The organism is Streptomyces sp. NPDC013455, assembly GCF_040632975.1.
In the GTDB taxonomy this organism is placed as follows: Bacteria; Actinomycetota; Actinomycetes; order Streptomycetales; family Streptomycetaceae; genus Streptomyces.
Genome location: NZ_JBEYCX010000002.1, coordinates 422,623 through 446,353 on the forward strand (window position 1 = coordinate 422,623; position 23,731 = coordinate 446,353).

The window sequence follows — 23,731 nt, forward strand, 5'->3', positions numbered from 1 at the left end:
CGTGTAGCTTCCGGGGGCATGAAGGGCGGGGGTGCCAGGGGGACTTGGGGGGTTGCTCAATGGGAGTGCGGCTCATGGTCGTCGACGACCACCGCCTGCTCGCGGAGGCGCTGGCGTCGGCGCTCAAGCTGCGCGGGCACCGGGTGCTGGCCGCGGCGGCACCGGCCGCGGGCGCGGCGGATCTGGTGATCGCGCGGGCGCCGGAGGTGTGTCTGCTGGGTACGGCGGCACCGGCCGAGCCGGGGACCTTCGACCCGGTGGTGAAGATCAAGAAGGACCGCCCGCAGGTCGCGGTGCTGGTGCTGGGCCCGGTGCCGTCGCCGCGCGGGATCGCGGCGGCCTTCGCCGCGGGGGCGTCGGGGTACGTACGGCACGACGAGCGGATCGAGGGGGTCGAGCGGGCCATCATGAAGGCCCGCGCCGGTGAGGCGGCGGTGGCTCCGCAACTGCTGCAGGGCGCCTTCGGCGAGCTGCTGAACCCCGCGGCGCAGCCCGACGACGAGGCGCAGCGGCTGCTGGAGATGCTGACGCCGCGCGAGGTGGAGGTGCTGGTGCGGGTGGCCGACGGGGAGGACACCCGGCTGATCGCGGCCGGCATGGGCATCGCGCCGAGCACCGCGCGTACGCATGTGCAGCGGGTGCTGATGAAACTGGGCGTCGGCTCCCGCCTGGAGGCCGCGGCGCTGGCGGCGCGGACGGGCTTGCTGGACCGCGCGGGCGCCGCGCGGGACGCCCGGCTGGACGGCTAGGGCCTGTCCGGCCCTTCCCGTCTGCGTGCAGTGCGAGACGGGCCCTGCGGCCCGGAGGGGCGCGGGGGCTGCGCGACCAGCCCCTGCGCCCCGCGGACGGAGACGGTGCGCTACCGCGCCTCCCGGTCCTCCGGCTCCTCGGGCACGCCCTCCGGGGGGAGCGGCGGGGGAGTCGGCCGCAGCTTCAGCCAGGCCAGGAAGAACAGGCCGAGCAGCAGCATGCCGATGCCGGTCCACAGGTTGATGTTGACGCCCTCCGCCTTGTCGATCGCGGCCTGGCCGTCGGTGATGCCGGTGATCGTGACGATGACGCCGTACACGACGAACAGGCCGCCGATGATGCGGCGCAGGTCGAAGATGCGGGCCGCGGTCGCCGACCGGCTCTCCAGCTCGGATACCTCGCGCTGGACGTCCTGCTCGGTGTAGTGCGCCGCGCGGTTCGGGTGTTCGGGGTGCTCGCTCATGGTTTCCTCGATCCTCCCGCGTCAGAACGAGAACGGGATGTAGCAGGCGGCGGCCAGGACGACCGCTCCCCAGCCCAGCAGGGCGGGCTTGCGGTACCAGGCCTCGTCCCCGGGCGCGGGCGGCTCGGACATGCCGGGGGAGCGGGTGCCGTAGACCAGGCCCTGGAGCTCCGCCTCCGGCTTCGGCCGGGTGAACAGGGACACCGCGACCATCACGACCGCGCCGGCGACGAAGCCCGCGATCGCGGAGACGAAGTTGGCGCCCTGGTCGGAGGGGAGGGAGATGATGTCCTTCTTGTACAGCACGAAGTAGTTGATCATCGCCGCGGTGGTGCCCGCGAGCAGGCCCCAGAAGCCGGACGCGGCGGACGCGCGCTTCCAGAACATGCCGACGATGAACACGACGAACATCGGCACGTTGAAGAAGGAGAACAGCGTCTGGAGGTAGCTCATGATGTTCGAGAACGAGGACGCCAGGAACGCCGTGCCGATGGAGGCGCAGACGCCGATCGCGGTGATCAGGCGGCCGAACCGCACGTAGTAGCCGTCCTCCCGGCCGGGCATCACGTACTTGGCCCAGATGTCGTTGGTGAAGACGGTGTTGAAGGACGACACGTTCGCCGCCATGCCCGCCATGAAGGCCGCCAGCAGTCCGGTGACGGCGATGCCGAGCACGCCGTTGGGCAGCAGCTCCTGCATGAGGTAGGGGATGGCGTCGTTGTACTGGTAGCCGGAGGCGGCCGTGCCGAACTGCGGGATGAGCGCGGCGGCGACCAGGCCCGGGATCATCACCAGGAAGACGATGAAGATCTTCGGGTAGGCGGCGATCAGCGGGGTGCGCTGTCCGGCGGAGAGGTTCTTCGCGGACAGGGCGCGCTGCACCTCGGCGAAGTTGGTGGTCCAGTAGCCGAAGGAGAGCACGAAGCCGAGGCCGAGGACGATGGTGAGCCAGTTGGCGCCGAGCGGGTTGGCCTCCCCGATGCCGGTGCCGCCCCAGGCGGTGGTGAAGTCGGCGCCGTGCTGCGCGGTGAGCTTGTCGGTCAGGCCGCCCCAGCCGCCGGCCTTCTTCAGGCCGAGGACGGTGATCGGGATGAGCGCGGCGAGGATCACGAAGAACTGGAGCACCTCGTTGTAGATCGCCGAGGACAGGCCGCCGAGGGTGATGTACGCGAGGACGAAGGCGCCGGCGACGACGATGGCGACCCACTGCGGCCAGCCGAGCAGCGCCTCGACGACGATCGCGAGGGCGTAGAGGTTGACGCCGGCGATCAGGATGGCGGCGAACGCGAACAGGATCGAACTGAGCAGGTGGGCGGCCCGGTCGAAGCGCAGCAGCAGGAACTCGGGGACCGAGCGGACCTTGCTGCCGTAGTAGAAGGGCATCATCACCAGGCCCAGGAAGACCATGGCGGGGATGGCGCCGATCCAGTACCAGTGGACGGTGTACGCGCCGTACTGGGCGCTGTTGGCGGCCATGCCCAGGATCTCGGTGGCGGCCAGGTTCGCGGAGATGAAGGCCAGGCCGGTGATCCAGGCGGGCAGCGAGCGTCCGGAGAGGAAGAAGTCGAGGCTGGTCTTCACCGAACGGCGGGCGGCGAAGCCGATGCCGAGGACGACGACGAAGTAGATCGCCAGGATCGTGTAGTCCAGCCAGTTGGTGGGGAGCCGTAGCTCGGCCGCCAGGTAGGCGGAGCCGTGTGTGGGGGTGTGCATGAAGAACTCGCTTCGTTGCGCGAACTGATCAGTGCGGAACCTACGCCTCCGCGTTCAGGATTTGAACACTTCTGTTGGTGTTCTTTGTTTGATTGTGATGGTCTCGCTGCGTGTCGGGTTGTGATCTGTTATGTTTGATTGTGTTGAGTGATGGGGTGCGGGACGTAAAGGAGTCCGGCGTTGAAGAAGACCTCGACACGGCTGGCCGACGGTCGTGAGCTGATCTATTACGACCTCCGGGACGACACCGTGCGGGTGGCGTCCGACCGCCGCCCGCTGGACCGCACGGTCACCACGTCCGAGGTCCGGCGTGATCCGCTGCTCGGCGACTCGGTCGCCGTCGCCTCGCACCGTCAGGGCCGCACCTACCACCCGCCGGCCGACGAGTGCCCGCTGTGCCCGACGCGGGGCGAGCGGCTCAGCGAGATCCCGGACTCGTCCTACGACGTCGTCGTCTTCGAGAACCGTTTCCCCTCGCTGGCGGGCGACTCCGGCCGCTGCGAGGTCGTCTGCTTCACCTCCGACCACGACGCCTCCTTCGCCGACCTCACCGAGGACCAGGCGCGGCTGGTGCTGGACGCCTGGACGGACCGCACCTCGGAGCTGTCGCATCTGCCCTCCGTCGAGCAGGTGTTCTGTTTCGAGAACCGCGGTGCCGAGATCGGCGTGACCCTCGGCCACCCGCACGGACAGATCTACGCCTACCCGTTCACCACCCCGCGCACCGCGCTGATGCTCCGCTCGCTCGCCGCCCACAAGGAGGCGACCGGCGGAGAGAACCTGTTCGACGCGGTCCTGGCGCGGGAACTCGCCGGTGAGCGGGTCGTCCTTGAGGGTGAACACTGGGCGGCCTTCGTCCCCTACGCGGCGCACTGGCCGTACGAGGTCCACCTGTACCCCAGGCGCCGGGTCCCGGATCTGCTCGCGCTCGACGAGGCGGCGCGCACAGAATTCCCCCAGATCTATCTGGAACTCTTGAGGCGCTTCGACCGGATCTTCGACGGGCGGGACGGAGGGGCCGGGGGCGAGCCGCCGACGCCGTACATCGCGGCCTGGCACCAGGCGCCCTTCGGCACCCTCGACGAGTTCGACGGTGTGACGCGGGACGACTTCGCGCTCCACCTCGAGCTTTTCACCATCCGCCGCACTTCCGGCAAGCTGAAGTTTCTCGCGGGTTCCGAGTCCGGCATGAGCGTGTTCATCAACGACGTGCCGCCGGAGCGCGCGGCCGAGCGACTGCGAGAGGTAGCGAGTTCATGAAGTACCTGGTGACGGGTGGCGCGGGATACGTCGGCAGTGTCGTGGCGCAGCACCTGCTGGAGGCCGGCCACGAGGTCACCGTCCTCGACAACCTCTCCACCGGTTTCCGCGAGGGCGTGCCCGCCGGTGCCGCGTTCGTCGAGGGCGACATCCGTGACGCCGCCAAGTGGCTCGACCCCTCCTTCGACGGCGTGCTGCACTTCGCCGCCTCCTCGCAGGTCGGCGAGTCGGTGGTGAAGCCGGAGAAGTACTGGGACAACAACGTCGCCGGCAGCATGGCCCTTATCTCGGCGATGCGCGAGGCCCGCGTCCGCACCCTGGTCTTCTCCTCCACGGCGGCCACCTACGGCGAGCCCGAGCAGGTCCCCATCGTGGAGAGCGCGCCGACGCGGCCCACCAACCCCTACGGCGCCTCCAAGCTCGCCGTCGACCACATGATCACCAGCGAGGCGCACGCCCACGGCCTGGCCGCGGTGTCGCTGCGCTACTTCAACGTCGCCGGCGCGTACGGCGCCCACGGCGAGCGCCACGACCCAGAGTCGCACCTGATCCCGCTGGTCCTCCAGGTCGCCCAGGGCCGCCGCGACGCGATCTCGGTCTACGGCGACGACTACGCCACCCCCGACGGCACCTGCGTCCGCGACTACATCCACGTCGCGGACCTCGCCGAGGCCCACCTGCTGGCGCTGACGGCCGCGCGGCCGGGCGAGCACCTGATCTGCAACCTCGGCAACGGCAACGGCTTCTCCGTCCGCCAGGTCATCGAGACCGTCCGCGAGGTCACCGGCCACCCGATCCCCGAGGTGGTGGCCCCCCGCCGGGGCGGCGACCCCGCGATCCTGGTCGCCTCCGCGGACACCGCGCGCGAGAAGCTGGGCTGGAACCCGTCCCGCGCGGACCTCGCGGGGATCGTCGCGGACGCGTGGGAGTTCGCGCAGAGCATCACGAGGGAGCACTAGTGGGGGCACAGCAGGTCGCGGAGCGCTTCGCCGAGCTGTACGGGGCGCGGCCGGAGGGGGTGTGGGCGGCGCCGGGCCGGGTCAACCTGATCGGCGAGCACACCGACTACAACGACGGCTTCGTCATGCCGTTCGCGCTGCCGCACCAGGCGGTCGCGGCCGTCTCCCGCCGCACCGACGGCGCCTTGCGCCTGCACTCGGCGGACATCGACGGCGGGGTCGCGGAACTGCGGCTGGACGCCCTCGTACCCGGCGGCGACCGGAACTGGACGGCGTACCCGGCGGGCGTGGTCTGGGCCCTGCGCGAGGCGGGGCACGAGATCACCGGCGCGGACGTCCACCTGTCCTCGACGGTCCCGACCGGCGCGGGCCTGTCCTCCTCCGCCGCGCTGGAGGTCGTGATCGCGCTCGCGCTGAACGACCTCTTCGGGCTCGGTCTCCAGCGCTGGAGGCTGGCCCGGCTGTGCCAGCGCGCGGAGAACGTCTACGTCGGTGCCCCGACCGGCATCATGGACCAGACCGCCTCGGCCTGCTGCGAGCCGGGCCACGCGCTCTTCCTGGACACCCGGGACCTGTCCCAGCGGCAGATCCCCTTCGACCTCGCGGCCGAGGGACTGCGCCTGCTGGTGGTGGACACCCAGGTCAAGCACGCCCACAGCGGCGGCGAGTACGGCAAGCGCCGGGCGGGCTGCGAGAAGGGCGCGGCCCTGCTCGGCGTCGACGCCCTGCGCGACGTCCCGTTCGAGGGCCTGGACGAGGCCCTCGCCCGGCTGGGTGACGAGGAGGAGGTCGTCCGCCTGGTCCGGCACGTCGTCGGCGAGGACCACCGGGTGGAACGCGTCGTCGGCCTGCTGAGCGCCGGCGACACCCGGGCGATCGGCCCCGTCCTCACCGAGGGCCACGCCTCCCTGCGCGACGACTTCCGCATCTCCTGCCCGGAGCTGGACCTGGTCGTCGACACCGCCCTGGCGAACGGCGCGCTCGGCGCGCGGATGACCGGCGGCGGCTTCGGCGGCTCGGCGATCGTCCTGGCCGAGGTCAGCGACGTCGACACCCTCACCAAGGCCGTCGAGGAGGCCTTCGCGGCGGCCGGCTTCACGGCTCCGCGCGTCTTCGAGGCGGTGCCGGCGGCGGGCGCCCGCAGGGTCCTGTGACCCCGCTCAGACCAGCCGCTTGGTCAGGGTGAACTCGGTGATCCCCGGCGGGTAGTCGGGGATCACGCACACCACCTCGTAGCCCTGCCCGCGGTAGAACTCCGGGGCCTGGAAGTCCCAGGTCTCCAGGCGGCTTGCGGTGCAGCCGCGGTCGGCGGCGATCCGCTCGGCCTCGGCGAGCAGCCGCGTGCCGAGGCCGGCGCCGCGGTGCTCCGCGTCGACCCACAGGTAGGCGACGTGCAGCCAGGTCGTCCAGGTGTGGCCGACCAGGCCGCCCGCGAGGCCGCCGGCCGGGTCCAGCGCCCAGATGTGCAGGGGTGCCTCGCGCTCCGCGGGGGTGCCCCGCAGGGCCGCCAGCACGGGGGACGCCGCCGTGTTGGACTCCCGCAGCCGCGAGCGGAGCAGATCCCGTCGGTCTTTGTCGACTAACGCCTCGATACGAAACATGCGGCACACCATAAACGCCCCGGACGGCCAGTTCTGCAAATCCGCTTCCGCTGCGTGCTCCCATCCGTACTCTGAGGAACAGCACCGGTGGGGGCCGGTGCCGCTCAGGGGGCGAGACAGGCGGGTACGGCGCCCGCGGTGGGGTGGCAGTCTCCGCGACGGCGGCGGCCGTGGCGGTGCGCATCCCGGTCCGCGGGTGTCGTCCCCGCACGGGGCGTCGTCCTCCGCACCTTTTCCGGGCTTGTCCGGACCGGCCAGTTCCGGAGCTTTCCGGACCTTGGGTATCCCCTGCTCCGAGCGGAGCCTGGGGGAGGGGGTTTCGTGGTTCGTATCCGAGTCCTGGTCGTGGACGACCACCGCATCTTCGCCGAGTCGCTGGCCGCCGCCCTGGCCGCCGAGCCCGACGTCGACGTCTTCGCCGCGGGCAGCGGCCCGGCGGCGCTGCGCTGCCTGGAGCGGGCGGCCGCCGAGGGCCGCCGCTACGACGTCCTGCTGGTCGACGCCGACCTGGGCGGGAAGCTGCCCGGCGTCCGCCCGGCCGTACCGGTGCACGAGGGCGACGAGGACGGTCTGGTCGACGGCATCTCGCTGGTCACCGGGGTACGGGCCGCGCAGCCCGCGGTACGGATCGTCGTCCTGGCCGAGAAGGACGACCCGCGCCGCGCCGCGCTCGCGCTCCAGGCCGGGGCCTGCGGCTGGGTCGCCAAGGACTGTTCGCTGTCCCGGCTGCTGACGGTGATCCGAGGCGTCCTGCGCGACGAGACGCACCTGCCGCCCGCGCTGCTCACCGGGGTGCTCAAGGAGCTGACGGCCGCGCGCAGGCACCGCACCGAGAGCGAGCGGCTGGTGGAGTCCCTCACCCCGCGGGAGCGGGAGGTGCTCCGGTGCATGGTCGCGGGCCTCGGCCGCAAGGCCGTCGCCGAGCGGCTGTTCCTCTCCCCGCACACCGTCCGCACCCACATGCAGAACGTGCTGGGCAAGCTGGGCGTGCACTCCACGCTGGCCGCCGTCGCGCTCGCCCGGCGGGCCGGGGTGGGGCCGGCGGACCTAACCGGGGATGTTGTCGAACGGGGCGGTCAGCTGGCGTAGCAGCCCGGCCAGCTCCGCGCGCTGGGCGCGGGACAGCTCGGCGAGGATCGCCCGCTCCTGCTCCAGCAGACCCGCCAGTGCCTGGTCCGCGCGGTCCCGGCCCTCGTCGGTCAGCCGGACCAGCACGCCCCGCCGGTCGCTCGGGTCGGGCAGCCGCTCCACCAGGCCCTTCTTCGCCAGCCGGTCGATCCGGTTGGTCATCGTGCCCGAGGTGACCAGGGTCTGCGTCAGCAGCTGACCGGGGGAGAGCTGGTACGGCGTTCCCGCGCGCCGCAGCGCGGTGAGGACGTCGAACTCCCAGGGTTCCAGCTGGTGCTCGGCGAAGGCGAGCCGACGGGCGCGGTCCAGGTGCCGGGCGAGTCGGCTCACCCGGCTCAGCACTTCCAGCGGCTCCACGTCGAGGTCCGGACGCTCCCGGCGCCACGCTGCGACCAGCCGATCGACCTCGTCCTCCATGGAGATCAGTGTAGTGGTTGTGTCGACATGAAGTCTCTTGATGTCGAGTCTCTTGACTTCGAGAGAAATACGGGGAGGGTGAAACGCATGACGACCCCCGCCTGGGACCCCGCCCAGTACCTCCGCCACGCCGGCCACCGGGCCCGGCCCTTCACCGACCTCCTGGCCCGCGTCCCGGCGCTCCCCGGCGACCGCCCCCGCATCGCCGACCTCGGCTGCGGCCCCGGCAACGTCACCACCCTGCTCGCCGACCGCTGGCCCACCGCGCACATCACCGGCTACGACAACGCGCCCGAGATGCTCGACAGGGCCCACGTCGAGCACGAGGGGCCCACCGCGGGCGGCGGCCGGCTGGAGTTCGCCCCCGCCGACCTGCGCACCTGGACTCCCGGGGAGCCGTACGACCTGATCGTCTCCAACGCCACCCTCCAGTGGGTGCCGGGCCACGCCGACCGGTTCGCCGACTGGACCGCCGCCCTGGAGCCCGGCGGCACCTTCGCCTTCCAGGTCCCCGACAACCTCGACGCCCCGCTGCACACCCTGATGCGCGACCTCGCCGCCGGCCCCCGCTGGCGCGCCCGCCTCGCCGGCGTCCCGCGCGGTACCGGCACCGTCCACACCCCCGGCGCCTACCTGGACCGCCTCACCCGCCTCGGCTGCACCGCCGACGTGTGGCGGACGACGTACTTCCACGTCCTGGAGGGTGAGGACCCGGTACTCGACTGGGCCAAGGGCACCGCCCTGCGGCCCGTCCTGACCGCACTCGCCGACGACCCCGAAGCCCGGGACGCGTTCCTCACCCAATACCGGGACCTGCTGCGCACGGCCTACCCGGCCACACCCCACGGCACGGTCCTGCCCTTCTGCCGGCTCTTCGCCGTCGCCGTGCGGGAGGCCCCCCGGCCGCGCTGACTCAGCACTTGCGGTGGCCTATCAGCCGCGGCTTCTGCTCCAGCCCGTCCAGACCGTGCCACGCCAGGTTCACCAGATGCGCCGCGACCTCCGCCTTCTTCGGCCGGCGCACGTCCAGCCACCACTGCCCGGTCAGCGCGACCATGCCGACCAGCGCCTGGGCGTACAGCGGGGCGAGCTTCGGGTCGAAACCGCGCGACTTGAACTCACGGCCCAGGATGTCCTCCACCTGGGTGGCGATGTCCGAGATCAGCGAGGCGAAGGAGCCCGTCGACTGCGGGATGGGGGAGTCCCGGACCAGGATGCGGAAGCCGTCCGTGTACTCCTCGATGTAGTCGAGCAGCGCGAACGCGGCCTGCTCGCACAGCTCGCGCGGGTGGCCGGCGGTCAGCGAGCTGGTCACCATGTCCAGCAGACGCCGCATCTCGCGGTCGACCACCACCGCGTACAGCCCCTCCTTGCCGCCGAAGTGCTCGTACACCACCGGCTTGGACACCCCGGCCTTCGCCGCGATCTCCTCCACCGACGTGCCCTCGAAACCTTTCGCCGCGAAGAGGGTGCGACCGATCTCCAGCAGCTGCTGGCGGCGCTCGGCACCGGTCATACGGGTCCGGCGGGTCCGCCGAGGCTTGTCACTGGAACTGCTGCTGGAATCGGTCGCCACGGCGTCAATCATGCCGCCTCGGCCGTCTCCCTCCGGCGCCGGGAGCCTTCCTCCCCGCTGTGACGGCGCGAATCGATACGCGAGCGTGACGGCCAGCGCACGTCGTACGCCCAGCCGAGCCGCTCGAAGATGCGGATGAAGCGGGCCGACGAGTCCAGCTGGCCGCGCATCACCCCGTGCCGCGCCGACGTCGGGTCGGCGTGGTGCAGGTTGTGCCAGGACTCACCGCAGGACAGGATCGCCAGCCACCACACGTTGCCCGAACGGTCCCGCGACTTGAACGGCCGCTTGCCCACCGCGTGGCAGATCGAGTTGATCGACCAGGTCACATGGTGCAACAGGGCCACTCGCACGAGTGAACCCCAGAAGAACCCGGTGAACGCGCCCCACCAGGACATCGTCACCAGACCGCCGATCAGTGCCGGCAGCGCCAGCGACAGGGCCGTCCACAGGACGAACTGGCGGGAGATCGCCCGGATCACCGGGTCCTTGATCAGATCCGGCGCGTACTTGTCCTGCGGAGTCTGCTCCTCGTCGAACATCCAGCCGATGTGCGCCCACCACAGGCCCTTCATCAGCGCCGGAACCGTCTCGCCGAACCGCCACGGCGAGTGCGGGTCACCCTCCGCGTCGGAGAACTTGTGGTGCTTGCGGTGATCGGCCACCCACCGCACCAGGGGCCCCTCCACCGCCAGCGACCCCATGACCGCCAGTGCGATCCGCAGCGGCCGCTTCGCCTTGAACGAACCGTGGGTGAAGTACCGGTGGAAACCGATCGTGATGCCGTGGCACCCCAGGAAGTAGAAGAAGACCAGCAGGCCCACATCGAGCCAGCTCACCCCCCAGCCCCAGGCCAGCGGCACGGCCGCCACCAGTGCCAGGAAAGGCACGGTGATGAACAGGAGCAGCGTGATCTGCTCGATCGAACGCTTCTGCTCGCCGCCCAGCGTGGCGGAGGGAGGAGGTGTGCCGGTGGCCTGACGGGCTTGTCGGATCACGTCGGAACTTGAGGTCATGCGCGTCCCCTGTGGGGTTCGAGGGTCGAGGTCGAGGCGATGCCGGGCCACCGGAGACCGGGGAGGACCCGCGGACTTCCTACGGTTCCGTAACCTACGGCATCGTAAGTATGGCAGTGCGCCGTGCCGCGGCAAGAGCCCCAGAGCCTGCGCGTCCGCATCGCCACCTATCCTTGGACTCGGTCGGACAGCGCGGTCCGCTGAAGTTTCCTTCCCGGACGCTCCGGCCCCTAAGCGGCGCTCGCCGCGTGGCAGCCGGCCGGGTTCCCCTCCAGACGAGCTTCAACACTGCAAGGAGCCGCACCTGTGAGCAGTGCCGACGACCAGACCACCACGAGCAGCACCGAGCTGCGCGCCGACATCCGCCGGCTGGGTGACCTCCTGGGCGAAACCCTCGTACGGCAGGAAGGCCCCGAGCTCCTCGACCTGGTCGAGAAGGTCCGCCGCCTCACCCGCGAGGACGGCGAGGCCGCCGCCGAGCTGCTGCGCGGTATCGAACTGGAGACCGCGGCCAAGCTGGTCCGCGCCTTCTCCACCTACTTCCACCTCGCCAACATCACCGAGCAGGTGCACCGCAGCCGCGAGCTGCGCGCCAAGCGCGCCGCCGAGGGCGGCCTGCTCTCCCGGACGGCCGACCGCCTCAAGGACGCCGACCCCGAGCACCTCAAGCAGACCGTCCGGCACCTCAACGTCCGCCCGGTCTTCACCGCACACCCCACCGAGGCCGCGCGCCGGTCGGTCCTCAACAAGCTCCGGCGCATCGCCGAGCTCCTGGACACCCCCGTCCTCGACTCCGACCGCCGCCGCCACGACGTCCGCCTCGCCGAGAACATCGACCTCGTCTGGCAGACCGACGAGCTGCGCGTCGTCCGGCCCGAACCGGCCGACGAGGCCCGCAACGCCATCTACTACCTCGACGAGCTGCACGCCGACGCCGTCGGCGACGTCCTCGAAGACCTGACCGCCGAACTGGAACGCGTCGGCGTCAAGCTCCCCGACGACACCCGCCCGCTCACCTTCGGCACCTGGATCGGCGGCGACCGCGACGGCAACCCCAACGTCACCCCCCAGGTCACCTGGGACGTCCTCATCCTCCAGCACGAGCACGGCATCAACGACGCCCTGGAGACGATCGACGAGCTGCGCGGCCTGCTCTCCAACTCCATCCGCTACACCGGAGCCACCGAAGAGCTGCTCGACTCCCTGAAGACCGACCTGGAGCTGCTCCCCGAGATCAGCCCCCGCTACAAGCGCCTCAACGCCGAGGAGCCCTACCGGCTCAAGGCCACCTGCATCCGGCAGAAGCTGGAGAACACCAAGCAGCGCCTCGCCAAGGGCACCCCGCACGAGGAGGGCCGCGACTACCTCGGCACCAGCGAGCTGCTCCACGACCTGCGGATCATCCAGGGCTCCCTGCGCGAACACCGCGGCGGCCTCTTCGCCGACGGCCGCCTCGCCCGCACCATCCGCACCCTGGCCGCCTTCGGCCTCCAGCTCGCCACCATGGACGTCCGCGAACACGCCGACGCCCACCACCACGCCCTCGGCCAGCTCTTCGACCGGCTCGGCGAGGAATCCTGGCGCTACGCCGACATGCCCCGCGACTACCGCGCCAAGCTCCTCGCCAAGGAACTGCGCTCCAGGCGGCCGCTGGCCCCCACCCCCGCGCCCGTCGACGCGGCCGGGGCCAAGACCCTCGGCGTCTTCCAGACCGTCAGGAAGGCCCTGGAGGTCTTCGGCCCCGAGGTCATCGAGTCCTACATCATCTCCATGTGCCAGGGCGCCGACGACGTCTTCGCCGCCACCGTCCTCGCCCGCGAGGCCGGCCTCCTCGACCTGCACGCCGGCTGGGCCAAGATCGGCATCGTCCCCCTCCTGGAGACCACCGACGAGCTCAAGGCCGCCGACACCATCCTGGAGGACATGCTCTCCGACCCCTCCTACCGGCGCCTGGTCGCGCTGCGCGGGGACGTCCAGGAGGTCATGCTCGGCTACTCCGACTCCTCCAAGTTCGGCGGCATCACCACCAGCCAGTGGGAGATCCACCGCGCCCAGCGCCGGCTGCGCGACGTCGCCCACCGCTACGGCGTCCGCCTGCGCCTCTTCCACGGCCGCGGCGGCACCGTCGGCCGCGGCGGCGGCCCCTCCCACGACGCCATCCTCGCCCAGCCCTGGGGCACCCTGGAAGGCGAGATCAAGGTCACCGAACAGGGCGAGGTCATCTCCGACAAGTACCTCATCCCCTCCCTGGCCCGGGAGAACCTGGAACTGACCGTCGCGGCCACCCTCCAGGCCTCCGCCCTGCACACCGCCCCCCGCCAGTCCGACGAGGCCCTCGCCCGCTGGGACGCCGCCATGGACGTCGTCTCCGACGCCGCCCACGCCGCCTACCGCCGCCTGGTCGAGGACCCGGACCTGCCGACGTACTTCCTCGCCTCGACGCCGGTGGACCAGCTCGCCGACCTGCACCTGGGCTCCCGGCCCTCCCGCCGCCCCGGCTCCGGCGTCTCGCTCGACGGCCTGCGCGCCATCCCGTGGGTGTTCGGCTGGACCCAGTCCCGGCAGATCGTCCCCGGCTGGTTCGGCGTCGGCTCCGGCCTGAAGGCGCTGCGCGAGGCGGGCCAGGACACCGTCCTCGACGAGATGCACCAGCAGTGGCACTTCTTCCGCAACTTCATCTCCAACGTCGAGATGACCCTCGCCAAGACCGACCTGCGCATCGCCCAGCACTACGTCGACACCCTCGTGCCGGACGAGCTCAAGCACGTCTTCGACACCATCAAGGCCGAGCACGACCTCACCGTCACCGAGGTCCTCCGGGTCACCGGCGAGCAGGAACTCCTCGACCACCAGCCCGTGCTCAAGCAGACCTTCGCCATCCGCGACGCCTACCTCGACCCGATCTCCTACCTCCAGGTCACCCTCCTCAAGCGCCAGCGCGACGCCGCCCTGGCCGGCACGGACGCCGACCCGCTGCTCTCCCGTGCCCTGCTCCTCACCGTCAACGGCGTGGCGGCCGGCCTGCGCAACACCGGCTGACCCACCCGCCACGAACGAAGGGTGCCCCCGAGGTCGCACGACCCCGGGGGCACCCTTCGTTCACCCGCGCATCCGCCTCACTGCAACGCCAGGAACGCCGCCGTCAGCAGCCCCACCCCGCACAGCCCCAGCACCCACGCCGGACGCACCAGCCGCATCCCGCCCGCGACCACCACCGACGCCAGCAACAGCGCCCCGCCCAACGGCACCCACGCGTACAGGACCCCCGCCGGACCCGAACGCACCGCATCGCCCGAACCCGGCTTCAGCACCACGTCGTACACCGTCCCCGGGCGCACCGCGACGGACCCCTCGATCTCCACGCGCGCGCGGGCCCGCGCCCCCGCCGACGCCGGCGTGAACGGGCCGCTGCACACACCCTCCGCGCACCCCGTCACCCGGACCGTTCCCCGCTCACGCCCCTTGGTCAGCATCACGTGCTGTGCGGTCCCCCAGGAACCCCACACCCCGCAGAACAGGATCAACGCGGTGACCGCACCCGCCGCCGCGACCCGCCCGAACCGCAACGCGGTCACGGACGCCTGGCGAGCGGTACTGGCTGTGGCAGGCATGGCCGGGATCATTGGCCATACCCCTACGGCAGGTCAACTCGCCCGCATCTCCCGGGCGGACAAATCACCAGTTGTACGACGTCCGCCCCCGGCAGCCGGCTTCACCACACCCGCACCTCAGGAGTTGTACGCGCCCTGCGCCCGCTCCAGCCCCTCGGTCACCAGACACTCCACCGCGTCCGCCGCCCGGTCCACGAAATAGTCCAGCTCCTTGCGCTCCGCGGCGGAGAAGTCCTTCAGCACGAAGTCGGCCACCTGCATCCGCCCCGGCGGCCGGCCGATCCCGAACCGCATCCGGTGGTAGTCCGGACCCATCGCCTTCGTCATCGACTTCAGACCGTTGTGCCCGTTGTCCCCGCCGCCCAGCTTCAGCCGCAGCACCCCGTAGTCGATGTCCAGCTCGTCGTGCACCGCCACGACGTTCGCCAACGGCACCTTGTAGAAGTCCCGCAGCGCGTTCACCGGACCGCCGGACAGGTTCATGTACGACATCGGCTTCGCCAGGATCACCCGGCGGCTCGCCGGCCCGGCCGGACCGATCCGCCCCTCCAGCACCTGCGCCTGCGCCTTGCCCGCCCGCTTGAACCTCCCCCCGATCCGCTCCGCGAGCAGGTCGGCCACCATGAAACCGACGTTGTGCCGGTTCATGGCGTACTCCGGCCCGGGATTGCCGAGCCCGACGATCAGCCAGGGGTCACCGGCCGAGGTGGTCACGTCCATGTCTCCTTGATACGCGCCAGCCGCTGCTTCCCCAAGGGGAAGCAGCGGCTGAACCGAACGACGACTACGAGGATCAGGCCTCGGCGGCCTCTTCACCCTCGGCCTGCTCGCCCTCGGACTCCTCGGCCTGCGCCTGCAGGACCTGGAGCACCACGGCGTCCGCGTCCACGGCCAGGGTCACACCGCTCGGCAGGGCGATGTCCTTGGCGTGCACGGAGGCACCGGCGGCCAGACCCTCGATGGAGACGCTCACCTGCTCCGGGATGTGCGTGGCCTCGGCCTCGACCGGCAGCGCGTCCAGGACGTGCTCCAGCAGGTTGCCACCGGCGGCCAGCTCGCCCTCGGTGTGCACCGGGATCTCGACCGTGACCTTCTCGCCACGCTTGACCAGCAGCAGGTCGACGTGCTCCAGGAAGCCCTTCAGCGGGTCGCGCTGCACGGCCTTCGGGATCGCCAGCTCGTTGGTCTTGCCGTCGATGTCCAGGGAGATCAGGACGTTCGGCGTACGCAGCGCCAGCAGCAGGTCGTGGCCCGGAAGCGTCAGGTGCAGCGGGTCGGAACCGTGACCGTACAGAACGACCGGCACCTTGTTGTCACGGCGGATGCGACGGGCCGCACCCTTGCCGAACTCGGTACGGGTCTCGGCGGCGAGCTTCACCTCGGACATGTGGATCACTCCTCGTAGAAACTGGGAACGGACGTGGTCACCCGGCCACGAACGGCCTGCTACGAAGAGCGCGTCGATAACGGACCGCCGTACACGAGTACGGCCTCCCTCGCCGAGCAACTGCAGCAGTCTACTCGGAGGGGGAGGCCGTACCCAAAACGATCACAGCAGGGAGTGCAGAAACCTCACTGCTCGTCGAAGAGGCTCGTCACCGAACCGTCCTCGAACACCTCACGCACCGCGCTCGCGATCGTCGGAGCGATCGACAGCACCGTGATCTTGTCCAGATCCCGGCCCAGCTCCGACGGCGTCGGCAGCGTGTTCGTGAACACGAACTCACTCACCCGCGAGTTCTTCAGCCGATCGGCGGCCGGACCCGACAGCACACCGTGCGTCGCCGTGACGATGACATCCTCCGCGCCGTGCGCGAACAGCGCGTCCGCGGCCGCACAGATCGTGCCACCCGTGTCGATCATGTCGTCCACCAGGACACACACACGACCCTTGACCTCACCCACGACCTCGTGGACCGTCACCTGGTTCGCCACGTCCTTGTCACGACGCTTGTGCACGATCGCCAGCGGCGCACCCAGCCGGTCACACCACCGGTCCGCCACCCGCACCCGGCCCGCGTCCGGCGACACCACCGTCAGCTTCTCCCGGTCCACCTTCCTGCCCACGTAGTCCGCCAGCAGCGGCAGCGCGAACAGGTGATCCACCGGCCCGTCGAAGAAACCCTGGATCTGGTCCGTGTGCAGATCCACCGTCAGGATGCGGTCCGCACCCGCCGTCTTCATCAGATCCGCGATCAGACGCGCCGAGATCGGTTCACGACCCCGGTGCTTCTTGTCCTGCCGCGCGTAACCGTAGAACGGCACGATCACCGTGATGGAACGAGCCGACGCACGCTTCAGCGCGTCGATCATGATCAGCTGCTCCATGATCCACTTGTTGATCGGAGCCGTGTGGCTCTGGATCAGGAAGCAGTCCGCACCGCGAGCCGACTCCTGGTAACGGACGTAGATCTCACCGTTCGCGAAGTCGAAGGCCTTCGTCGGGACGACCCCGACACCCAGCTGCTGGGCGACCTCCTCGGCAAGCTCGGGGTGGGCGCGGCCGGAGAAGAACATCAACTTCTTCTCGCCGGTCGTCTTGATCCCGGTCACAGCACTGTCTCCTCAGAGGTTGTCTCAGCCAGCCGGCTGCTCGGCGACCTCCCGACAGGGCATGAGAGGCCGTACCAGCTGGTAGGGATGCGGGTGCACGCGTGCGGATGTGCACTTATCACGGTACGCCGTGTTTGGCGCCGCCGTTTCCGGTCAGTCCTCGCTCTCACCCTGCCGGGACGCCGCCTCGGCCGCCTTCGCCGCCGCGCTCCCCGGACGCTTGCGCGCCACCCAACCCTCGATATTCCGCTGCTGACCACGGGCCACGGCCAGCGAACCGGGCGGCACGTCCTTCGTGATCACCGACCCGGCAGCGGTGTAGGCACCGTCCCCGACCGTGACAGGAGCCACAAACATGTTGTCCGAACCCGTCCGGCAGTGCGACCCCACCGTCGTGTGGTGCTTGTCCTGACCGTCGTAGTTCACGAACACGCTCGCCGCACCGATGTTCGAGTACTCACCGATCGTCGCGTCCCCGACGTACGACAAGTGCGGCACCTTCGTACCCTCACCGATCGACGCGTTCTTCGTCTCGACGTACGTCCCGATCTTCCCCTTCGCACCCAGACGCGTCCCCGGCCGCAGGTACGCGAACGGCCCCACGGACGCCTCGGCACCCACCACGGCACCCTCCGACACCGTGTTGTCCACCCGGGCCCCCGCACCCACCTGCGTGTCCCTCAGCCGGCTGTTCGGACCCACCTCGGCACCCTCGCCCAGATGCGTCGACCCCGTCAGCTGCGTACCCGGATGCACCACCACGTCCCGCTCGAAGGTCACCGTCACGTCGACCCACGTCGTCGCCGGGTCCACCACGGTCACCCCGTCCAGCATGGCCCGGTTCAGCAGCCGGTCGTTCAGGATCCGCCGGGCCTCGGCCAGCTGCACCCGGTTGTTGATCCCGGCGATCTCACGATGGTCGGCAGCCACGGAAGCCCCCACCCGGTGCCCGGCCTCCCGCAGGATTCCGAGGACGTCCGTGAGGTACTCCTCACCCTGGCTGTTGTCCGTCCGCACCTTCTTCAGCGCGTCGGAGAGCAGCGCGCCGTCGAACGCGAACACCCCGGAGTTGATCTCCCGGATCTCCCGCTGCACCTCGGTCGCGTCCTTGTGTTCCACGATCGCGGTGACGGCACCCGTCGCCTCGTCCCGCACGATCCGGCCGTAACCGGTCGCGTCCGGCACCTCCGCCGTGAGCACGGTCACGGCGTTGCCGTCGGCGCTGTGCGTCCCGGCGAGCTGCTTCAGCGTGTCGGCGGTCAGCAGCGGGGTGTCCCCGCACACGACCACCACGGTCCCGTCCACGGCCCCGCCCAGCTCCTCCAGGCCCATCCGCACGGCGTGCCCGGTCCCGTTCTGCTCCGCCTGCACGGCGGTCCTGGTGGCCGGGTCGATCTCGTTGAGGTGCGCGGTGACCTGCTCACGGGCGTGGCCGACCACGACGACCAGGTTCTGCGGGTCCAACTCACGGGCGGCGGCCAGCACATGGCCCACCAGGGAGCGGCCGCAGATGTCGTGGAGGACCTTGGGTGTGGCCGACTTCATACGGGTGCCCTCACCCGCTGCGAGAACGACGACGGCGGCCGGGCGGATGGCGCTCACGGGGTTGCCCTTCGGCTCTGGATGGGTGGGGGTGACAGCCGCAGGATACCGGGGGGAGTAGGGGGAGAAATGAGTGCGGGCCCTGACGGTGGTGTCAGGGCCCGCACGGTGTGCAGCTCCCCCATCAGGATTCGAACCTGAACTTAAGGGACCAAAACCCTCAGTGCTGCCTGATTACACCATGGGGGATGAAACTCGACTAAACCGGACATTCGGTCAGGTCGCCGAGTCGGCACCCAACACTATGCCGTACCAAGAGCCTTCGATGCGACGGTACAGGTCGGCACCCTTGAGGACTCTGATCACGAGGCAGCCGCGGTAGTCGTCGCCGGTGTTCTTGCGGACGGTCCTGGGGTTGTGCCTCTTGAGGATCGTTTTGTTGAAGGCGCCGGCGTCGACGCCGACGAGGTCGGCCCAGTACCGCTCGGCGCTCGTCACGTCGGCGTTCTCGTGGATCATCACGGTGAAGCGCAGTCGGTCGCGCTCCACGCGCAGGAGGCTCAGCCAGGCGAGGAAGACTTTGATCATGCCGGGGTCGCTGTTGACGAAGGTGACGTTCTCCCGGCGGTCGTACGGCTTGTCCTTGCCGCCCTCCGCCCAGTAGAGACCCACCCCCACCAGGAACAGCTCCCGGTCCGACAGGTCGCCGACCGCCTGCTTCGCCTCTTCTTTGGTGCGCCTGCGCTCCTCGTCCCGCAAGCGCAGCCTCTCCTCCCAGCCCTTGCGCGCGATCGCGGCCGCTCCTTCGGGGCTGCGCCGCTCCGGTCGCGGCAGATCCCGTACCCACAGTGACACCGAGCTCCGTGAGCAGCCCAGTTCCGCCTCGATGCGGTCGTACGTCCAGCCCTGGAGCCGTAGCTCCCGCGCCCTCTCCCGGAGGTCGTCCTTCGCCCTCGGGCGCTTCGTCCACTCGGGCGGCGGTTCGCCCTTCACCAGTTGGTTCAGGATGTCGTTGTTGAAGATCTTCAGCTCGTCGCGGATCTGCCGGAGGCTGTGGCCGGCCCTGCGGAGGGCGATCGCCTGTTCTCTGAGGCCCTCGAAGTCGGCGTACTTGCCGAGTGGATGTGCCATACGCATACCGTCCGGACGGAATGTTGGGTTCCGGGGGTGAACGGGAAGGGTTCACCAGTTCGAGGGATACCGGTGGGTTTCGAGGTCGTTCGGTTACGGGGTGTGGTGTGTGGCGGTAGGTGAAAGTCACCGGAAAAGCCGTACCTGTCGCCCGTAGGCTGGAGACATGACCACGACGGGGGATGAGCACGCCAGGGCGCTGACCGGCCCTTGGTGGTGGGAGAGGTGGCGCAGTGCGGTGCTCGACGGGGCGCTCGCGCTGGTGTCCGCGGTGGAGTGTGCGGCGGAGGGGATTCCGTTCGCCCGGGAGGCGGGGGTCCCGGTCTCGCTGGGGATCGTGTTCGGGCTGGTGGCCGGTGCGGTGCTGGTGCTGCGCCGGAAGTGGCCGGTCGCGGTGGTGCTGGTGTCGATCGCGATCACGCCCGCGGAGATGGGTTTCCTGATGGGTGTGGTGGGGCTGTACACGCTGGCGGCGTGTGAGCTGCCGCGGCGGGTCATCGGGGCGTTGGCGGGGATGTCGCTGCTGGGGACGGCGGTGGTGACGTTCGTGCGGGTGCGGCAGGACATGGCGCGCGGGGATCTGACGCTGGGTGACTGGTTCGTGCCGTTCGCGGCGGTGACGACGGCGTTGGGGCTGACGGCTCCGCCGGTGTTGCTGGGGTTGTACGTGGGGGCGCGGCGGCGGCTGATGGAGAGTCTGCGGGAGCGGGCGGACAGTCTGGAGCGGGAGCTGCAGTTGCTGGCGGAGCGGGCGGAGGAGCGGGCCGAGTGGGCGCGCAACGAGGAGCGGACGCGGATCGCGCGTGAGATGCATGACGTGGTGGCGCACCGGGTGAGCCTGATGGTGGTGCACGCTGCGGCGTTGCAGGCGGTGGCCCGCAAGGATCCCGAGAAGGCGGTGCGCAATGCCGCGTTGGTGGGGGACATGGGGCGGCAGGCGTTGACGGAGTTGCGGGAGATGCTGGGGGTGTTGCGGGCGGGGGAGGACGCGGGGCGGCGGGCCGCGGTGGTGTCGTTGGCGGCGGTGGGGGAGGCGGCCGCGGAGGCGGCGTCGCGGGCGGCCGAGGAGGCGGGTGCGGGGGAGGGGCCGTGTCTGTCGGAGTTGGGTGAGTTGATCGGGCAGTCGGCCGCGGCGGGGATGGTGGTGGATCTGTCGGTGGAGGGGGAGGTGCGGTCGTATGCGGCGGAGATCGAGCAGACGGCGTTCCGGGTGGTGCAGGAGGCGTTGACGAACGTGCACAAGCACGCGGCGGGTGCGAAGACGCATGTGCGGCTGGCGCATCGGGTGTCGGAGATCGCGATGCAGGTGGAGAACGAGCCGCCGCCGGAGCCGGCGTCGGCGTCGGCCGCGGGTCTGCCGTCGGGTGGGAACGGTCTGGTGGGGATGCGGGAGCGGGTGGTGGCGTTGGGTGGTGTGTTCGTGTCGGGGCCGACGGATGCGGGGGGTTTCCGGGTGTCGGCGGTGATTCCGGCGGCGTGAGGGGTGGTCCGCCGGGGTGGGGTGGGCCGGGTGGTCGGCCGGGGCCGCGGTGGGTTGTGTGGGGGGCTGGGGGGTGTCAGCCGGCGGTGAGGCGTACGGGTGGGATGCCGGTGACGAGTGTGGCGAGGGCGTGGTCGATGTCGGGGCCGAGGTACCAGTCGCCGGTGTGGTCGATGGTGTAGACGCGGCCTTCGGCGTCGATGGCGAGGAGGGCGGCGGTGTCGGTTTCCTCGCCGAGGGGGCAGAGTTCGGTGCCGAGGGCGCGGCCGAGGTCGCCGAGGGTGCGGGCGAGGTGGAGTCCGTGCAGGGGGTCGAGGTGGAGGGCGGCGGGTGCGATCTGGCGGCCGGGGCCGGTGGGGGTGATGGTGAGGCCGCCGAATTCGGCCCAGGCTTCGACGGCGGCGGGGAAGACGGTGTGCCGGTGTCCGGCGGGTGAGGTGTGGTCGCGCAGGGTGTCGGCCCAGATCTCGGCTTGTTTTATGTCCCAGCGTCCGGGTTGCCAGCCGGCGGCGCGCAGGGCGGCGTCGACGGGTACGGGGAAGCGGGTGGTGGTGCGGTCGGGGTGCATCGGCCCTTCGTTCGTCGTTCGGGTCGTCGTTCGGGTGCGCGGGGGTGCGGGTGCGCGGGGGTGCGCGTGGGTGGTGCGGGTGCCGTCGGGGTGGCCGGGCCGGGTCAGCCGGTGGTGGCGGTGGGGTCGACGATGCGGACGCCGAAGTGGGCGCTGAGGGCGGTGCAGGCGCGGCAGGGGGTGGCGAAGCTGCCGTGGAGGGGGTCGCCGTCCTCGCGTATGCGGCGGGCGGTGAGTTTTGCGTGTCTGAGGGTCTTGCGGGCTTCGCCGTTGGTCATGGGTCTGCGGGCGGCGCGTTTGCTGCGGGCGGCGTCGGCGGCGGCGATGTGCCGGGAGATGAGGATGGTCTCGGCGCAGCGGCCGGTGAAGCGGTCGCGTTGGGCGCTGGTGAGGGTGTCGAGGAAGTCCTGGACGAGGGGGTGCAGGGCGGGGGGCTGGTCGCTGCGGGCGGCGGTGCCGGTGAGGGTGGCGCCGCGGACGGAGAGGGCGGCGGCGACGGTGGGCAGGATGCCGTCGCGGCGGTGCCGGAGGGTGGGGGTGGGGGGTGTGTCGGTTCCGCTCCAGTCGATGCGAGGGTCGCCGGCCCGCACGTCGGTACCTCCGGTCTGCAAGGTGTTCATGATCGTTCTTCCCTCCCCGGGCATCCCCCCGAAGGACACAGGGTGCCAAATGCCGTGGCTGGTGCGGAAGCTGGGGCGGGATGAGACGCCCGTGCGGAGGTGTGCCGTGACGCTGGGGTGACGGCTGGTCACGGAGGTGGTGGTGGGTTCGGGTCGGGGGCGGGTGGTCGCCGGGCGGGTGGCGGGTGCGGGGACGCGGTGGGCCGGTGACCGGGGTTCGCGTACCGCATAGGCTGTCGCCATCCGCGATCGACACCGCCGTTCAGGCGCCAGAGAGAACGCCGCAGGGGGCAACTGCCATGACGACAGGTCGGCTCGGGCTGGGGACACCGCCCAGCGGCCACGCCGGGGGAGGGGCCACGCCGCCGAATGCGGCCTACGCCGGGCAGGTCGTGCATTTCCCGGATCCGGTCCGGGCGGCACGTCACCCGAGAGGGGTACGGGTCGATGAGCGTGGTCATCCGGACTTCTCGCCGTACGCGCGCGTGGCCGTGGAGATCGCCGAGCCGCCGGAGGGTTTCGGGGTCGACGAGCTGCGGCTGACGGACTACGTGTCGGCGAACGCCGCGCTGGCGGCGGCGGGGCACGCGTTGTGGGACACGGTGCCGGACGTGGCGACGCCGCACGGCTGGACGTGGCATCACGTGGCGGGTACGCGGCGGCTGGAGCTGGTGCCGGTCGAGGTGAAGGCGTTGCTGCGGCATCACGGTGGGGTGGCGACGGCGCCGGTGGACCACGGCAAGCGGGGTACGCGGCCGCTGCAGGAGGCGCGGCCGGCGCACTTCGGTCTGCCGAAGTCGGGTGTGGCGGTGCAGGAGGCGCAGGTGCAGGGGGTCGAGGAGGATCTCGGCTACCGGCTTCCCGGTGCCTACCGCTCGTTCCTGAAGGCGGCGGGCGGTTGCGCGCCGGTCGGTACGGCGCTGGACGCCGGGCTGGGGCTGTTGGTGGACCAGCCGTTCTTCACGGTGCGGGACGAGGCGGCGGTCAACGACCTGGTGTACGTGAACAAGTGTCTGCGCGACCACCTGACGAAGGATTACCTCGGGGTGGCTTTCGTGCAGGGCGGGCTGCTCGCGGTGAAGGTGAAGGGCGAGCGGGTCGGTTCGGTGTGGTTCTGCGCGTACGACGATGTGCGGGACGTGGATCCGTCGTGGTCGCCGGCGGAGCGGGTGGAGCGTCTGCTGCTGCCGTGCGGTGATGATTTCGACGCCTTCCTGTCCCGGCTGGCGGGCAGTCCGCCGGAGTTGAAGACGGTGGCCGATCTGATGGTGGACGGCGGTTTCGTCCGTGTCGTGCCGGTGTCTTCCGGTTCGGCGTCTTCCGGCCCGGTGGGGGAGTGAGCT

General features: G+C 70.7%; 23 protein-coding genes. 9 read left to right on the plus strand and 14 right to left on the minus strand.

Going from position 1 to position 23,731, the window contains the following annotated elements:
- The first annotated feature begins 59 nt into the window (after positions 1-59).
- Positions 60-749: a response regulator transcription factor gene (locus ABZ576_RS06030; protein ID WP_360736327.1), complete on the plus strand. Its 690-nt coding sequence runs from the start codon at positions 60-62 to the stop codon at positions 747-749.
- A 110-nt stretch (positions 750-859) separates the two neighbouring features.
- On the opposite strand, the gene ABZ576_RS06035 is transcribed toward ABZ576_RS06030, so the two are convergent.
- A complete protein-coding gene (locus ABZ576_RS06035) occupies positions 860-1,213 on the minus strand; it encodes a hypothetical protein (RefSeq protein WP_360736330.1) in 354 nt (117 codons plus the stop codon).
- Positions 1,214-1,234: 21 nt separating this feature from the next.
- Positions 1,235-2,926 (minus strand): sodium:solute symporter family protein, encoded by a 1,692-nt coding sequence (locus ABZ576_RS06040; RefSeq protein WP_360736333.1) that lies wholly within the window; start codon positions 2,924-2,926, stop codon positions 1,235-1,237.
- A gap of 180 nt (positions 2,927-3,106) precedes the next feature.
- Between ABZ576_RS06040 and galT the strand changes: the two genes are divergently transcribed.
- Genes galT through galK form a run of 3 tightly spaced genes read left to right on the plus strand, consistent with a single transcriptional unit; the run spans position 3,107 to position 6,299 of the window.
- Positions 3,107-4,186 (plus strand): galactose-1-phosphate uridylyltransferase, encoded by a 1,080-nt coding sequence (galT, locus tag ABZ576_RS06045; protein WP_360736336.1) that lies wholly within the window; start codon positions 3,107-3,109, stop codon positions 4,184-4,186.
- Complete coding sequence (gene galE / locus ABZ576_RS06050; protein WP_360736339.1) at positions 4,183-5,145, plus strand: UDP-glucose 4-epimerase GalE; 963 nt, start codon at positions 4,183-4,185, stop codon at positions 5,143-5,145. The genes galT and galE overlap by 4 nt, the downstream gene beginning before the upstream one ends.
- Complete coding sequence (gene galK, locus ABZ576_RS06055) at positions 5,145-6,299, plus strand: galactokinase (protein ID WP_360736342.1); 1,155 nt, start codon at positions 5,145-5,147, stop codon at positions 6,297-6,299. The genes galE and galK overlap by 1 nt, the downstream gene beginning before the upstream one ends.
- Before the next feature lie 6 nt (positions 6,300-6,305).
- Here the strand turns inward: galK and ABZ576_RS06060 are convergent, their stop codons facing one another.
- Complete coding sequence (locus ABZ576_RS06060; protein WP_360736345.1) at positions 6,306-6,746, minus strand: N-acetyltransferase; 441 nt, start codon at positions 6,744-6,746, stop codon at positions 6,306-6,308.
- Between the two features lie 321 nt (positions 6,747-7,067).
- On the opposite strand from ABZ576_RS06060, the gene ABZ576_RS06065 reads away from it, so the two are divergent.
- Positions 7,068-7,835 carry a response regulator transcription factor gene (locus tag ABZ576_RS06065; RefSeq protein ID WP_360736348.1) on the plus strand — a complete coding sequence of 256 codons (768 nt, stop codon included), beginning with the start codon at positions 7,068-7,070 and terminating at the stop codon, positions 7,833-7,835.
- On the opposite strand, the gene tamR is transcribed toward ABZ576_RS06065, so the two are convergent.
- Positions 7,794-8,291, minus strand: coding sequence for a MarR family transcriptional regulator TamR (tamR, locus tag ABZ576_RS06070; RefSeq protein ID WP_014673201.1), 498 nt, complete (start codon positions 8,289-8,291; stop codon positions 7,794-7,796). The two genes, ABZ576_RS06065 and tamR, sit on opposite strands and share 42 nt — an antisense overlap.
- Before the next feature lie 87 nt (positions 8,292-8,378).
- On the opposite strand from tamR, the gene ABZ576_RS06075 reads away from it, so the two are divergent.
- A complete protein-coding gene (locus ABZ576_RS06075) occupies positions 8,379-9,203 on the plus strand; it encodes a trans-aconitate 2-methyltransferase (protein ID WP_360736351.1) in 825 nt (274 codons plus the stop codon).
- Between the two features lies 1 nt (position 9,204).
- On the opposite strand, the gene ABZ576_RS06080 is transcribed toward ABZ576_RS06075, so the two are convergent.
- Together ABZ576_RS06080 and ABZ576_RS06085 are read right to left on the minus strand one after the other, a co-directional pair.
- Positions 9,205-9,879 carry a TetR/AcrR family transcriptional regulator gene (locus ABZ576_RS06080; RefSeq protein ID WP_360736354.1) on the minus strand — a complete coding sequence of 225 codons (675 nt, stop codon included), beginning with the start codon at positions 9,877-9,879 and terminating at the stop codon, positions 9,205-9,207.
- Complete coding sequence (locus ABZ576_RS06085) at positions 9,876-10,883, minus strand: fatty acid desaturase (RefSeq protein WP_360736357.1); 1,008 nt, start codon at positions 10,881-10,883, stop codon at positions 9,876-9,878. The genes ABZ576_RS06080 and ABZ576_RS06085 overlap by 4 nt, the downstream gene beginning before the upstream one ends.
- 306 nt (positions 10,884-11,189) lie before the next feature.
- On the opposite strand from ABZ576_RS06085, the gene ppc reads away from it, so the two are divergent.
- Positions 11,190-13,922, plus strand: a complete 2,733-nt coding sequence (ppc, locus tag ABZ576_RS06090; protein ID WP_360736359.1) for a phosphoenolpyruvate carboxylase — start codon at positions 11,190-11,192, stop codon at positions 13,920-13,922.
- 77 nt (positions 13,923-13,999) lie between these two features.
- On the opposite strand, the gene ABZ576_RS06095 is transcribed toward ppc, so the two are convergent.
- The 6 genes from ABZ576_RS06095 to ABZ576_RS06120 form a co-directional block, all read right to left on the minus strand.
- Positions 14,000-14,506, minus strand: a complete 507-nt coding sequence (locus ABZ576_RS06095; RefSeq protein ID WP_360736361.1) for a hypothetical protein — start codon at positions 14,504-14,506, stop codon at positions 14,000-14,002.
- Between the two features lie 105 nt (positions 14,507-14,611).
- Positions 14,612-15,214, minus strand: a complete 603-nt coding sequence (pth, locus tag ABZ576_RS06100; RefSeq protein ID WP_360736364.1) for an aminoacyl-tRNA hydrolase — start codon at positions 15,212-15,214, stop codon at positions 14,612-14,614.
- A 73-nt stretch (positions 15,215-15,287) separates the two neighbouring features.
- Positions 15,288-15,881 (minus strand): 50S ribosomal protein L25/general stress protein Ctc, encoded by a 594-nt coding sequence (locus tag ABZ576_RS06105; protein WP_360736367.1) that lies wholly within the window; start codon positions 15,879-15,881, stop codon positions 15,288-15,290.
- A 185-nt stretch (positions 15,882-16,066) separates the two neighbouring features.
- Positions 16,067-17,047, minus strand: coding sequence for a ribose-phosphate diphosphokinase (locus ABZ576_RS06110; RefSeq protein ID WP_360736369.1), 981 nt, complete (start codon positions 17,045-17,047; stop codon positions 16,067-16,069).
- A gap of 153 nt (positions 17,048-17,200) precedes the next feature.
- On the minus strand, positions 17,201-18,649 hold the full coding sequence (gene glmU / locus ABZ576_RS06115) for a bifunctional UDP-N-acetylglucosamine diphosphorylase/glucosamine-1-phosphate N-acetyltransferase GlmU (RefSeq protein WP_360736371.1): 1,449 nt from the start codon (positions 18,647-18,649) through the stop codon (positions 17,201-17,203).
- Positions 18,650-18,865: 216 nt separating this feature from the next.
- Positions 18,866-19,720, minus strand: coding sequence for a hypothetical protein (locus tag ABZ576_RS06120; RefSeq protein ID WP_360736373.1), 855 nt, complete (start codon positions 19,718-19,720; stop codon positions 18,866-18,868).
- Positions 19,721-19,886: 166 nt separating this feature from the next.
- On the opposite strand from ABZ576_RS06120, the gene ABZ576_RS06125 reads away from it, so the two are divergent.
- A complete protein-coding gene (locus ABZ576_RS06125; RefSeq protein WP_360736375.1) occupies positions 19,887-21,200 on the plus strand; it encodes a histidine kinase in 1,314 nt (437 codons plus the stop codon).
- Between the two features lie 76 nt (positions 21,201-21,276).
- Here the strand turns inward: ABZ576_RS06125 and ABZ576_RS06130 are convergent, their stop codons facing one another.
- Together ABZ576_RS06130 and ABZ576_RS06135 are read right to left on the minus strand one after the other, a co-directional pair.
- A complete protein-coding gene (locus ABZ576_RS06130; protein WP_360736377.1) occupies positions 21,277-21,768 on the minus strand; it encodes an SUKH-3 domain-containing protein in 492 nt (163 codons plus the stop codon).
- A gap of 104 nt (positions 21,769-21,872) precedes the next feature.
- Positions 21,873-22,388: a YwqJ-related putative deaminase gene (locus tag ABZ576_RS06135; RefSeq protein WP_360736379.1), complete on the minus strand. Its 516-nt coding sequence runs from the start codon at positions 22,386-22,388 to the stop codon at positions 21,873-21,875.
- Positions 22,389-22,687: 299 nt separating this feature from the next.
- On the opposite strand from ABZ576_RS06135, the gene ABZ576_RS06140 reads away from it, so the two are divergent.
- Positions 22,688-23,728 (plus strand): SMI1/KNR4 family protein, encoded by a 1,041-nt coding sequence (locus ABZ576_RS06140; protein ID WP_360736677.1) that lies wholly within the window; start codon positions 22,688-22,690, stop codon positions 23,726-23,728.
- Positions 23,729-23,731: the final 3 nt, after the last annotated feature.